The organism is Pseudomonas sp. CBZ-4 (genome assembly GCF_000346755.1).
Classification (GTDB): Bacteria; Pseudomonadota; Gammaproteobacteria; order Pseudomonadales; family Pseudomonadaceae; genus Aquipseudomonas.
Genome location: NZ_ANNV01000139.1, coordinates 34,965 through 49,040, shown reverse-complemented (window position 1 = coordinate 49,040; position 14,076 = coordinate 34,965). Strand labels below are relative to the sequence as shown.

The 14,076-nt window shown below is 65.6% G+C and carries 3 protein-coding genes; all 3 read right to left on the bottom strand.

Features of this window, described 5'->3' with window-relative positions; all coding sequences use genetic code 11:
- Window positions 1-5 precede the first annotated feature (5 nt).
- Window positions 6-2,306 carry a penicillin-binding protein 1C gene (gene pbpC, locus B348_RS0118815; protein WP_026136895.1) on the bottom strand — a complete coding sequence of 767 codons (2,301 nt, stop codon included), beginning with the start codon at window positions 2,304-2,306 and terminating at the stop codon, window positions 6-8.
- The gene (locus tag B348_RS0118810) at window positions 2,287-8,085 is read right to left on the bottom strand and encodes an alpha-2-macroglobulin (protein WP_026136894.1); all 5,799 of its coding nucleotides are present in this window, start codon (window positions 8,083-8,085) and stop codon (window positions 2,287-2,289) included. Before B348_RS0118810 ends, pbpC begins: the two co-directional genes overlap by 20 nt.
- 128 nt (window positions 8,086-8,213) lie before the next feature.
- The gene (locus B348_RS1000000130515) at window positions 8,214-13,964 is read right to left on the bottom strand and encodes a putative Ig domain-containing protein (protein ID WP_081609260.1); all 5,751 of its coding nucleotides are present in this window, start codon (window positions 13,962-13,964) and stop codon (window positions 8,214-8,216) included.
- Window positions 13,965-14,076: the final 112 nt, after the last annotated feature.

The following is a 14,076-nucleotide window of genomic DNA, read 5'->3' as shown; positions in this document are numbered from 1 at the left end:
GCCGATCACGGCACAAACTCCACCCGCAGCCCGCGACTCGTGCTGCGCCCCTGGTCATCACTGACCCGCAACCGATACTCCCCCGACTTGCCCGGCCGCCAGTTCAGCGTGGCTTGCGGCGGCCCCTGGCCGATCAGCGTTTGGTCGGCAAACCAGTACAGCGTCGCCGCATCGCTGGCCGCGTTGGCACTTAGCGGGATGCTTTCCTGAGGCTGGGACAGACGCAATTGGTAGCTCACCTGGGTCAACGGCGAGCGGATCTGTGGCGCTTCGCTCTGGTCGCCGATCCGGTTGGGCTGGCAGTTTTTCATCACGCTGGGCGGCGTGCGCCGGGGCAGGCCGGCGGCGCGGTACAGGCGCTGCACGTCGCTGGGCCAGAACTCGAAGACTTCTTCACGGGTGTACTGCGCCTCGAACGGCGGGCAGGCGGCTTTGCCGGTGCGCGTGTCGATCAGCACCGGGCGGTGCAGGTTGGACACGCGAATCGGTGAGACGCCGGGGATGTACCAGGTCTTGCGGGTTTGCGGGCACCAGCGGTTGGGCAATTCGCCGGACGCCGCACAGACCTCGATGCGCACCAGCCCGGGCGGCGCCTTGTCAGGTTTGATCATCACGTTGGGCAAGGCCAGGGGCAGGGCGTCGGCGATGCGGAAGAACAGCGGCGCGGCGGTCTTGGCGCCGATAAACGCCGGGTTCGGCCGGCCATCGAAGTTGCCCACCCACACCACCAGCACGTAAGGGCCCACTAGCCCGGCGCTCCAGGCATCGTGGAAACCCCACGAGGTGCCGGTCTTCCACGCCGTACGCCAATGGCGACCGGGCAAGCCGTCCGGGCGCGGGTTGCGGCGCAGCATGTCGCGCACCATAAAGGCGGCTTGCGGTGTGAGCAGTTGTGCACCGGTGGATGGCGGCTGCTCCTGCAAATAGCGCAGTGATCGCAGGTGCCCATCACCGGCCAGCATCACATACAGCCGCGCCAGCTCTTCCGGCGTCATCTCGCCACCGCCGAGAGCCAGGGCCAGGCCGTAATGGCTTTCATCGCGCAGGCCCTTGATACCGGCGCGTTGCAGCAATCCATACAAGGACGGCGACTTCACCTGGCTGGCCAGCCACACCGCCGGAATATTGCGACTACGGATCAAGGCATCCCGCGCCGTCAGCGGGCCGACAAAACTGCCGTCGAAGTTTTCCGGCTGGAAGTAGCCGAAGTTACTGGGCAGATCCTTGAGGATGCTCATGGGGTGGATCACCCCCTGGTCCAACGCCAGCCCATACAGGAAAGGCTTGAGTGTCGAACCCGGCGAGCGTCGCGACAGCACGCCATTGACCTGGCCGTGAATGCCTGTGGATAAGTAATCGGCCGAACCCACCAGCGCCTTGACGCGCTGGTCGCGGCTGTCGATCAGGATTGCCGTGGCGTTCTCCACCCCGGTGCTGCGCCGTTCGGCGATAAAGCCGGTGATCAGGCGTTCGAGTAATTGCTGCAAGGGCAGGTTGAGGGTGCTGTTCAGCTCGTTGCCGGGCTGGGACGCCAGCAACTGTTCGCTCAAATGCGGCGCCAGGAACGGGATCTGCTGGCGGCTGCGCGCCTCCAGGGGCAACTCCAGCAAACTGTCGTTACGCGGGTCTTGTGGATAAGTCTCGCGCCAGTCGGCCATCAAGCGCAGCCGCGCGTTTTGCAACGACGGCCCGAAGCGCGCACGCCGCCCCGGCTGCTGTGGAATCACCGCCAGCGCCAGGGCTTCGGATAACGACAACTGCGCCGCCGACTTGCCAAAGTAGATACGGCTGGCGGCCTCGGCGCCTTCGATATTGCCGCCCATGGGCGCCAGGTTCAGGTAGGCCTCAAGGATGTCGTGCTTGCTGTAGCGCGCTTCCAGCCACAGCGCCAAGGCCATCTGCTGCACCTTGCCCGGCACTTGGCGGGTGTTCAGGTCCCACAGGCGCCGCGCCAGTTGCATGCTCAAGGTCGAGCCGCCCTGGCGCTGGCCGCCGCTGTAGGTGGCCATGGCCGCGCGCAGCAATGCCGGGGGATTGATCCCCGGGTGCCAGTAGAAATTGCGGTCTTCCTTGAGCAGCAAGGCTTCGACCAACGAAGGGGAAATCCGCTCCAGCGGTAGCCAAAGCCGGTATTGCCCGTCATCCGCCAACGTCATGCGCAGCAGCGCGCCGTCATCGGCCAGCACCACTCGCGATGAGGTCACCGCGTGTTCCAGCGGGGCATGGGGCCACAGCCGCAGCCCCACCAGGACCACCGCCGCTGCGCACAGCGGCAGTGTCAGGCGCTTAAGGCTTGGTAATTTCAAGCTCGCCTACTTTGCCGCGCCCTTGCAGGGTGGTTTCGTACATGCCTTCGGCGTAGGCCGGTGGCGTGTTGAACGTGCCGGCGTTGGTGGCGCGCACGCGGTACACGAACGTGCCGACATCACGCAGTGCGGTGCCGTACAACACCACTCGATCATCCCGTACGTCCACGTACTCCGGCTGCCAGTTGCTCAGCTCGGTTTCACCGATAGGCGCTTGCCAGGTCGGTTCCTCCTGGCTGTCTTCTTCGACGTATTCGGACTCTTCACCGTCCTCTGAACTGGCGGCTTCCGGCTCCGGCGGCAAGTTATACACAGGCTCGACGCCACCCGGCAGCAGATCGACCACGGCCACTTGCTGCACCTGGTCACGGTCGGTGGCCCGCAGGCGCAAGCGCACCAGGAACTCATCGCCCACCGCGACTTTGCTCACCGGCTCGCCCTTGAGGTCGAGGTACTCGTGGATGATTTCCAGGCCATTGGTGATTGGCTTGAGCTTGGCGCCCTTGTCGAAACCGGCCTCGCTGAGCATGTAAAAGGCGGCTGGGCCGTCGGATTTTTCCATGACCAGTTTTTGCGTGGTTCCCGGCACCGCAGCACGCGGCGGCTGGCCGGCCATCTCCAGCAATTGCTGTTGTTTGTCGCCCAACCAGGCGGTGGCCTTGAGGGTCATGTCGCTTTGCGCACGCTGGCCATAGTTGTCCAGCGCGCGCAGCAACAGCGCCGCCGACAGCGAGTTGTAGCGCTGCTCGTTGAGACGCTTGCCGAGCTTATCCAGCAGCGCCACGGGCACATCATCGAGCAACTCGGGGAAGTGGCGCGCCAGCAGGTGCAGGTGTTCGGCATCGTGCACCAGCGGGTCGTAATACAGGCCGTCGCTGCTCCACTTATCCACAAGGGAACGCCATGGAACCTTGCGGAACAAGGCATCGGCTTGGCGATCCTGCTTGAGCAACTTGTAGCTGGCGGCAAGGTAAGCGGCGCCCAGGTCATTCTGCCAGCTGTCCTTGAAGTAGCTTTCGTAGCGCTCGCGGATATCGCTCAAGGCGCCGCTCACCAGAATCCCCTGACGGCTCAGCAGGTAACTGGCGTAGGCGCGATTGCGCAATTCCGACAGGCCTTCGCTAGGACCGTTGGCCAGGTCTGTCAGATACGCGTTCGAACGCACCAGCAGGTCTTCCGGCACCGGCAGCCCGCGCTCCTTGGCCTCGATCAGGAAGTCGGTGGCGTACAGGCTGGCGTACGGCGCCACGTCCGGGTTGGCCGCCCACAGACCAAAGCCGCCGGCCGGGTTCTGGCGCTGACGCAGCATGCGCACCGCACTGTTGAAGGCTTGCTCGGCTTCTGGCGCGTTGCCACCCCAGATCAACGCGGGCATGGCCTTGGACACCAATTGCTCGGTGCAGGCGTAGCCGTAGTCGTCCAGGTAATGCTTGAGGCCGTTGGCCCACACCAGCGGCGAGGCCGCAACGCCCAGTTGCACGTCGCGCAGTTGGCTGAACAGCTCGCGGGTCGGTTTCAACTCTTTGCTGGCGCTGTCGAAGCGGCCCAGGCTCAAGGCCACACGGTGCTCGCTCAGCGGGCGAATCGACGTGGTCTCGGCCACCTGGATGCGCTTGCCATCCGGCAACACCGCGACAAAGCGCAGGTCCGCCGAACCGAGGGTGTCGCCCACCTTGATCTTGAACTCGGCGGTGCCTTCCTTGCGCGGTTGCAGGGCCAGGGTGCTGCCCTTGTCGCCCTGCACCTTGAGGTCGTCGCTGGTCTGCACTTCAAACCTCACATCGGCCGCCGCATCGAGGTTGCTGAACACCCCGGCGCTGACGTTGAACACATCTCCCGGCGCGACAAAGGCCGGCACGTTTGGCGTGATCACAATCGGCCCGCGCACGTCGGTGGTGGCTTCGCTAACGCCCACGCTGTCGCTGTCCACCGCCACTGCAAACAGGTGCAGCTTGCCGTTGAAGCTGTCCGGCACCTGGTAATGCAGCACGCTTTCACCGGCCGGCAAGTCCACCAAACCGGACCACCACGCCACGGGTGGCTGATGTTTACGCTTGAACGGGTTCAGGTGATTGGCCAGGGCGCCTTCGGTATCGCCACCGGGCGCTGCCCCACTGAGCAGGCGGCTGAATTCCGGCAGGATCAGGTCAAGGATCTGACTGGTGCCGACCTCCAGCGCCCGCTTCTGGAAGAAGAAGCCCAGCGGGTCCGGCGTCTGGTAGCGCGCCACTTGCAGGATGCCTTCGTCCACCGCGTACACCACCGCACGGCCCGGGCGGTCGGCGTTGACCTTGATGTCGAGCATTTGCCCCGGCTCGATCTTCGCCGGACCTTCGACCTTCAGCGCCATGCGCCGCGCATCCAGGTTGATACTGAACGGCACCACGCCGTAGGACAGCGGGCTCATGTACACCTCGGCCGAGCCCATGTCCCGCACAAACTGCACGTTGACGTAGGCATTGCCTTCAAGCCCCGCAGGCACGCGGATATGTTGCACGCTGTTGGTGCTGTCGGCCTTGAACCACTGCTGGGTGTAGACCTTGTCGCGCTCGATGGTGATCAAGCCGGCGCCGGTGTAGGGCGCCCGGATGCTGATGGCAATCTCGTCACCGCTGGCGTAGCTGCGTTTATCCAGGCGCAGTTGCAGCTCGGCGTTGCGCTCCAGTGAGCGCGAGGTGTTGCCACGCCCGGCCACGCTGTAGTCGATCTGGTTGAGCAGGTTGCCGTTGGCGTCCTTCAGCTGCAGGGTGAAATCCCCCGGCGCGGACGTGTTCAGGGCCTGCCTGGCGCCTTCTTTGGTCATCACCAGCGGCGAAGCCGGCTGGCTGATGTTCTTGATGCGCGACTCGTACTTGTAGGTTCCGTTGGACTGTTTCACCAGCACCGACACGTAGCGGTGCTCGACCACTTCGCTGGTCAGGCCGTCCACGGCTACCGTCGAAAGGTCTGGCGCGACGGCCAGCCATTGCACCTGGCGCGGCGCATCCTTGGCGACGTACGACAGCGAATCCTGACTTTTCACACCGACCAGGTAGGGTGCAGACGACACCAGCAACGCACTTTGCGCCGCCACATTGCGCCCGCCCTCGGCTTCGAACACCTGGGTCATGACCTGCAAGCGATAGGTGCTGTTGGCGAAACGTTGCAGGTTGAGGTCGAGCACGGCCTGGCCGTTGTCGTCCACGCTGGTTTCGGCCAGGTCTTCGGTAGTGGCGTCTTCCAGGCCATCGTTGAGACGGAAGCGGTAGTCGGGGTAACGCTCGAAGGCCGCGAGCGTTGGGCTCAGGGACATTTTTGCAGTGACCCGGCGGCCAGCGGCCGGGGCGCCGAACAGGTGCATCGCGGTGACTTTGGCCACCACCTGGTCCGGTGGAATCCAGCCCTGCACGGGGGTGTCGTGCAGGCTCAGGCTGACCTTCATGCGGTCCGGTTCGAAGTCGCGGACCTTGAAGCTCACGCTGCCCAGGTCGGTGCGGGTCTGCTTCTGGCCGATCAACTGCAAGGTTGCGGTGTACTCCCCGGCGGGGGCGACTTCGCTGCTGGGGAAGTCAAAGGTCTCAAAACCGCTGGCGGACAGCTTCAGCGGCTGGCGGATCACTTCCAGGCCACGTGGGTCGGTGATTTGCAGTTCCACCGGCAGGCCTTGCAGGGCGCCTTGCCAGTTGCCGCTGCGCACGATCATGCCCAGGTGCGCGGTTTCGCCCGGGCGGTACAGGCCGCGATCGGTAAACAGGTAGGCGCTGAGACGATCAATCGCGCCGTCTTCTTCCAAACCGCCTACATCGAAACGCGACAAATCCAGCTGCTGGGACTGACGGGCAATCGGCAGGAAGGATTGATCGTTGCCGCGAGTGACCACATACATCAGCGGCGTTTTCTCACGGCGCAGTTCATCCAGCTTGGCGAAATGCGCGTGACCTTCGGCGTCGGTGCGTCCGCTGCTGACCGGCAAGCCATTGCGGCCGATGATATCGACTTGCGCATCCGACACCGGCGAACCGTTGCCGATGGATTGCACATACACATCATGGCTGCCGTCGCTGGAGCGCTTGGCGATGATGCCCAGGTCCGTCACCACGATAAACCGCAGGTCGCTGGTGCTGCTGCGGTCGTACTCGAAGGTGCGCTCGACCGGCTCGTCCTGAGGGCTGAGCTTGAGCACAAAGATGCCGCGCCGCCCGCCGTTGGCGGTGAGGTAGTGGCCGAGGTCGACGTTGTCGTACACGGTTTTCGCCGGGTCATTGGACGACAGTGGAATGTCCAGCGACTGACGCTCCACCATGCGATCGAAGTACTCGTTGCCGAAATTCGGCCGGGCAAAGCTGCCGCTGCTCTGGTCCACCAGGTGTTGCAACTGGTTGGGCAGCAGGCGGGCGATTTCCACATGGGCGCCGGGCACGCCACGGGCCATGAAGCCCAGGCGTTTTTCGCCATTGAGGCTGAGCAATGCGCCGTCAGACAAGAACTGCAACGTGCGCGGATACGCCGGCATGCTGATCAGCGACGTAGTAGGATTCTTCGCCAAATAGCCGCCGATGGCTTCCAGGTTGGCCGGCACGCGCACATAGATAGCGCGGCCAGCTGGCGCCTTGAACTTGAAGGCGTGCAGGGTGTTCAGCGGTTCGACGCTGGGCACGTGGGTCAGGTTGACCTTGCTGCTGCGGGCGAGCAGGGCGTCGTCGATGTCGTTGCTGTTGTAGGGGCGAGTGTCGTCCTCGGCCTTTTCCGGCAGCAGCCAGGCCTGCACCTTACCGGCGATGGTGTCGTCGGCTACGGCGCTGGAGCTGCTGAACATCAGCACCGGCTCCGGTTCGCCGCGTTGGTTGTCGACAAAACTTACGTCGGCGCCAGTAAACGTCAGGCGATAACGCCCGGGCACGGTGACTTCGGCCACCAGTGGTGCCGTGCTGGCGTTGCCGCCGTCGCGGGCCTTGAGGCCTTCGTCGAGCTTGGCGCTGACCGGCGTGCTTTCCAGCGGCGTGGCCAGGGCGGCGGAGCGCACGTAGGCGTTGAGTTTTTTCTCGTCGAAGGTGATTTCCGGGCGATTGGGCAACTGGGCGTCGCGGTAGGCCAGGCCTTTGCCGAGGGTTACGGATACGCGTTTGCGTAGGCTGTCTTCATCCACCGGGTGGGAAAAGTGGAAGGTAGCTACCAGCTGCTTCAGCGTCGGATTGGACGGGTCCTGGTACAGCTCGTTTTGCGCCAGGGTGGCGCGGAACGGTTGGGTGGAGAACTGCGCACTGTATTGGTCAAGCAATACGCCGTCGGCCAGCAGGTTTTTCTTCGCCAGGTCCAGGGTGTAACCGGCGTCGATGGGCCAGTCTTTCTCCGGCACGAACAGCAATGTGCGGTCATCGGACCAGCGCCACGTGCCCGCCACGCTCGGTTTAAGGGTGATGCCTGCGCTCACCGGCTTGCCAATCGCCGCCAGCGGAGCCACGGACTCGGCGAAACGCACCTGCAGGTTATCCACAACCGGCGTCTGCTGGGTGTAGTCGGTGAGGTTGGGTTTGTGCAGCGAATAACTCACGGTATGCGGCTTGGGCAGGTGGGAGTACCACTGCCAGCCATAGAACCCGGCGGCAGCCAGCAGCACCAGGCCCAACACGCCAGCCCCGGCCTGGCGCGGATAAGCGCGCGCCTTGTGGCCGAGCGCCAACAGGCCATCGCCGATGGCACGCAGCCAGAACGGCGGCCGCCATTGGCCGAACAGGGCACCCACCACCGTCGCTAATGCACCGAATAAACGGCGGCAGATCGTTTTGAACGAGTCGAACATGGTGAGCATCCCTGGCTAAGTGCGGCGTATCTTACAGCGTCTTTGATACAAAAGATGACGCCGATACGCCGCACACCAAGGCGCAGGTCGGGAAAAGGACGGCGCCAGGGCGGGCGCCGCCGGTTGCATCAGAACTTGCCGTTGATGCCGATACGGAACGAATCGTTGCGCTCGTCGCTGCCCAGCGCGGTTTTGTACGAGAAGCCCATCTGCCAGGCGCGCCCGACGTTGAAGTCCACGCCCAGGTCAAGGTTGGCAAAGTCGCTGTCCAGCGGGTCGGGCTTGAGCCGATAGAGCAGGCCGTCCTCGCCCTGGTCGGTGTAGCGCATCTTGTAATCGCTGCTGCCACTGAAGTTGTGGCCCCAGGCCAGGCCGACCTTGGGTGTCATCACCCCGAGGCGGGTCGCCACGTCATAACCCGTACGCAGGCCGAGGAATGAGGTGACGTTCTGTTGGCGCTGTTCCTCGTAGGACAACCCATAGATGCCGCCGCCCCGTTCACGGAAGGCGTCCAGGCGTGTCGTACTGGCGTTCAAGCGGCCGTAAGGCGTGAGCGACAGCGGGCCTTGGCGGTATTCGTAGCTGGTGGTCAGCGAGGCGAACAACTGGTCGGCATCCCGCGAGCCGCGTGCGTAGTCGTCATTGCTGCCGGTGATGTAGCGCCGCGAATCAAAGCTGATGCGGTTGTAGCCCAGCACGCCATCGACGAACACTTTCGGTGCCAGGTTCAGGCTCAGGTACGTGGCGATGCCGAGGGCGTCGCCGTCGCTGCGGGTCTTGTTGTTGCCGATGTCGCTGCGGTCGTTGCCGTAACCGAAGCCGATACCGGCGATGGCGGTCGGCGACAGGCGGTAATCCACCCCGGCGCTCAGGCCCATGGTGGTGAAGCTGTTGTCGCGCGCGCCACGGGCGTGGGTGGAACCGTTGTTGATAAAGCCGTCGGTCCAGTAGGCAATGTCATCTTGCTTGCAGCCTTCTTCGACCTCGGCGGCGGTCTTTCTTTTCTCTTCATCGGTGGTGTTGGCCGAGCCGCCCAGGTGCTGGGTCACGGCGCTGGCGACTTCCTGCAAGGGCACGTCCTTGCCGTCCTTCTTCACGCTGGCATTGAACGAATTGCGGTTGCAGGACACTTGGTGCAGTTGCTCCAGGCGACGGTTGAAGTTGTCCATCTGCGTGCTGGCAAAACGTTCGGCAGCACGGGTCTGGGCGTTGAGCAGGCCGATTACGTCGGCGTCCTTGGTCGGGTCCGGGCGGGCCGCGATGATAAAGCTCACCGAACTCGTCGCGATGGAGCCGCTGCCGTTTTCCAGGCTGAAGCTGACAATCGCCGTGCCGGCAAAGGCTGCCGACGGCACGAAGCGCATGGAGAAGGCGCCGACTCGGGTCGCGCGGCCGGCCGAGGCTGGGGTGACGGTGCCCACGGTGGCCTGGGTGAACGGGCCGCCGCTGGCGCCTTGGGTCAGGTCGACGGTCGCCGATTGCCCGGCGGCGAGGACTTGGCTGGACGGCGCGACGTTGATCGGCATGGCGGCGACGTTGAATGTGTAGGCCTGGAAACCGGTGGCGCCGTTGGCGTCGGTCACCGTGATGGTCACGTTCACCGCCTGGGTGTTGGTGGGCGTACCGCTGAGCACACCGCTGCTGGCGTTCAGGTTCATGCCGGGCGGCAGGCTGCCGCTGCTGACGCTGTAGGTGTACGGCGCGGTGCCGCCCGCAGCGCTGAGGGTGGCGCTGTAGGGAGTGCCCGCCATGCCGGCGCCCAGCGACGCCTGGGTTAGCTGCAAGGTCGGCGCGGTGACGGTCAGCGTGATGGTGGCCGGGCTGGACGTGCCACTGCTGTTGGTGGCGGTGTAGGTAAAGCTGTCCGCGCCGGAATACCCGGCCGTCGGCGTATAGCGGATGCCGGTGCCGCTGGCCGTGGCGGTGCCATGGCTCGGCGCGCCGGCGACGTTGACGCTGGTGGCCGCGCCGCCGCTGAGGTTGAGGCTGATCGCGTTGGCAGCGCTGTTGGCGGCGACGGTGGCACTGCTCGCCGCGGCGATGGGCGCGGCGACGTTGACGGCCCCCGAGTAGGCGCGCGAGCCGCTGGCGCCGTTGGCGTCGGTGACGGTCACGGTGAAGCTGTAAGGGCCGGCAGCCTTGGGCGTGCCGCTGAGGGTGCCGGTGGACGGGTTCAGCGTGACGCCCGGCGGCGCTGCGCCGCTACTGATGCTGTAGCTGTAGGGCGCGGTGCCGCCGCTGGCACTGACGGTGGTGGTGAAGGCGACGTTTGCCGTGGCAGTCCCCAACCCCGCCGGCGTGATGCCAAGGGTGGGTGCGCTGACCGTGATGGCCACGGGCGCCGGGCTGGACGTGCCGCTGCTGTTGGTGGCGGTGTAGGTGAAGCTGTCCGCACCGGAATACCCCGCCGCAGGGGTATAGGTGATGGCCGTACCGCTGGCCGTGGCGGTGCCATGGCTGGGCGCGCTGGCGACCGCGACGCTGGTGGCCGCGCCGCCGCTGAGGTTGAGGGTAATCGGGTTGGCGCTGCTGTTGGCGGCGACGCTGGCGCTGAGCGCCCCGGCGATGGGCGCGGCGATGTTGACGGCCCCGGAGTAGGCGCGCGAACCGCTGGCGCCGTTGGCGTCGGTGACGGTCACGGTGAAGGTGTACGGGCCGGCAGCCGTGGGCGTGCCGCTGAGGGTGCCGGTCGCGCTGTTCAGGGTCATGCCAGTCGGCACGCTGCCGGCGGTGATGCTGTAGACATAGGGCGCGGTGCCGTTGCTCGCACTCAGGGTGGAGCTGAAGGCGACGCTTGCGGTGGTAGGGCTCAGGACCGTCGGGCTGATGCCGATGGACGGTGCGCTGATCGTAATGGCCACGGGCGCCGGGCTGGACGTGCCGCTGCTGTTGGTGGCGGTGTAGGTGAAGCTGTCCACACCGGAATACCCCGCCGCAGGGGTATAGGTGATGCCTGTGCCGCTGGCCGTGGCGGTGCCATGGCTCGGCGCGCTGGCGACCGCGACGCTGGTGGCCGCGCCGCCGCTGAGGTTGAGGGTGATCGGGTTGGCGCTGCTGTTGGCGGCGACCGTTGCACTGAGCGCCCCGGCGACAGGCTGCGCCACTTGGACTGTCCCGGAGTAGCTGCGTGATCCGGTCGCGCTGTTGGCATCGGTGGCGGTCACGGTGAAGGTGTACGGGCCGGCTGCGCTTGGGATTCCGCTGAGGCTGCCGGTCGCTGGGTTCAGGGCCAGGCCGCTCGGCACGCTGCCGCTGGTGATGCTGTAGGTGTAGGGCGCGTTGCCGCCGCTCGCACTGAGGCTGGTGGTGAAGGGCACGCTTGCGGTGGTTGCACTCAAGACCGTCGGGCTGATGCCGATGGTCGGTGCGCCGATCGTGACGGTCACGGTCGCCGGGCTGGACGTGCCGCTGCTGTTGGTGGCGGTGTAGGTAAAGCTGTCCGCGCCAGAATACCCCGCCGTCGGGGTGTAGGTGATCGCCGTGCCGCTGGCCGTGGCGGTGCCATGGCTGGGCGCGCTGGCGACGGCGACACTGGTGGCCGCGCCGCCGCTGAGGTTGAGGGTGATCGGGTTGGCGCTGCTGTTGGCCGCAACCGTGGCACTGACCGCTCCGGCAACCGGGGGGACCGCGTTGACCGTGAAGCTGTAGGCCCGTGCCCCTGTGGAGACGGGAGTGCCCGCATCGGAAGCCGTCACCGTGAAGTTGAAATTGCCGCTGACGGTGGGGGTGCCGCTGAGGGCGCCGGCAGGACTCAGGCTCAAGCCTGCGGGCAGGCTGCCGCTGGAGATGGCATAGCTATAAGGCGCGAGGCTGCCACTGGAGCTGATGGTCTGGCTATAGGCGGTGTCTATCGTAGCGTTGGGCAAAGAGAGCGGGCTGATGCTGATGGTGGGTGCCGCCACGGTAACGGTCACCGTGGCCGGGCTGGACGTGCCGCTGCCGTTGGTGGCGGTGTAGGTGAAGCTGTCTGTGCCGTGGTAACCCGGCGTCGGGCTATAGGTGATGCTGGTGCCGCTAGCAGTAGCGGTACCATGGCTGGCGGCGCTGGTCACCGCGACACTGGTGGCGGTGCCGCCGTTGATGATGAGGGCGACGGCGTTGGCACTGCTGTTGGCCGCGACCGTGATATTCAGCGGCGCGGCGATGGGTGGGCCGGCGCTGACTGTTCCGCTGTAGGCGCGCCCTGCGGTTGCCCCGTAGGTGTCGGTGACGGTGACGGTGAAGTTGTAGGCCCCGGGTACGCTCGGCGTACCACTGAGGAGACCCGTCGACGTATTCACGGACAGGCCTGTGGGCAATGCGCCGGACGTGATGGCGTAGCTGTAGGGCGCAGTACCGCCGCTGGCACCGAGGGCGACACTGTAGGCGACGTTTGCCGCTGGGGCAGTCAGGACAGACGGGGTAATGCTGAGGGTCGGTGCATTCACCGTGAGCGATACGGTGGCCGGGCTGGACGTGCCGCTGCCATTGGTGGCGGTGTAGGTAAAGCTGTCTGCACCGGAGTAGCCCGCCGTCGGGGTGTAGGTGATGCTGGTACCGCTGGCCGTGGCGGTGCCATGGCTGGCCGCGCTGGATACGGCGACGCTGGTGGCCGCGCCGCCACTGAGGTTGAGGGTGATCGGGTTGGCGCTGCTATTGGCGGCAACCGTGACACTGACCGCCCCGGCGTTAGGTGCGCCGGCGCTGACGGTCACGCTGTAGGTGCGTGAACCGGATGCGCTGTTGACGTCGGTGGCGGTCACGGTGAAGTTGTAGGTGCCAGCCTGGGTCGGGGTGCCACTGAGGGTGCCGCCGCTGCTCAGGCTCAAGCCTGCGGGCAGAGTGCCGGAAGTAAAGGTGTAGCTGTAGGGCGCAGTGCCGCCGGTCGCACTGAGGCTGGTCGTGTAGGCGACGTTGGCTGTCGGGTTGGGCAGGGTCGTCGGGTTGACGCTGATGGTCGGCGCGGCGCTGATGGTGAAGCTGTAGGCACGTGATCCTGTCACGCCGTTGGCGTCGGTGGCGGTCACGGTGATGTTGTAATTGCCGCTGGCAGTAGGGGTGCCACTGAGGGTGCCGCCGCTGCTCAGGCTCAAGCCAGCGGGCAGGGCGCCGCTGGTGATGGCGAAAGTATAAGGTGCGGCAGCGCCGCTTGCGGTGATTGTCTGGGTGCTATACGCGGTGTTCTGCGCGCCGCTGGGCAGTGTGGTCGGGCCGACGCTGACGGTGGGCGTGGCGTAGGTGTAGCCATTGGTCAGGGTCGCCGTACCGCCGGGCGTGGTCACAACCACATTCACTGCGCCCGCAGCGTGGGCCGGCGTGGTGGCCGTTATCGAGGTGGCGCTGTTGACGGTAAAACCCGAGGCCAATGCGCCGCCAAAGCTGACGCCAGTGGCGCCGGTCAGGTTGGTGCCGGTCAAGGTCACCGAGGTTCCGCCAGCGGTGCTGCCGCTGTTCGGGGTTAGCGAAGTCAGGGTAGGTGTTCCACCGCCGGTGACCACCAGGGTGTAAAAGGCGACACCCGCCTGATTGGTGTTGTCATTGATGGACACGGGGAAGGTGTAAGTGCCCGCTGTGGTCGGCGCACCATGCAATAGCGTGCTGGCGCTGCCGAACGATTGGTCGAGCACCAGCCCATCGGGCAGGCAGCCGGTTTCACCCGCGTAATCCGGGTCGCTGGCGTCGCACTCGACCCAGTCGTTCAACGGAAGCGCGCCACCGGTCGAGGTAATCGTGATACTCATGTTCTGGCCCACCGCCACAGACGGCAGGGTGCTCCCGGGCGTCGGGCTTACGATCGTCGGGGCCGCCAACGCCTGGGCGGCCAGGGTCATCAGCAACAGGAAGACTGCGGTCAGTCTGCGTGCCAGCCGGGCACCACGGTGGGTGAGCATTTTTATCATTCTGAGGCTTCCTGCCGTACGCCCCGTCTGGGGTGCGTGTCCAGCTTAAGTGTCGGAAAATGGCCGATGGACACAGGCAGGGGCGCGCAGGTGTGCGGCGTGCTGTGAGAAA

Excerpts from the sequence above, each read along its gene's own strand:
- B348_RS1000000130515 (WP_081609260.1), bottom strand. The coding sequence starts at position 13,964 with ATGATAAAAATGCTCACCCACCGTGGTGCCCGGCTGGCACGCAGACTG.
- B348_RS0118810 (WP_026136894.1), bottom strand. The coding sequence starts at position 8,085 with ATGTTCGACTCGTTCAAAACGATCTGCCGCCGTTTATTCGGTGCATTA.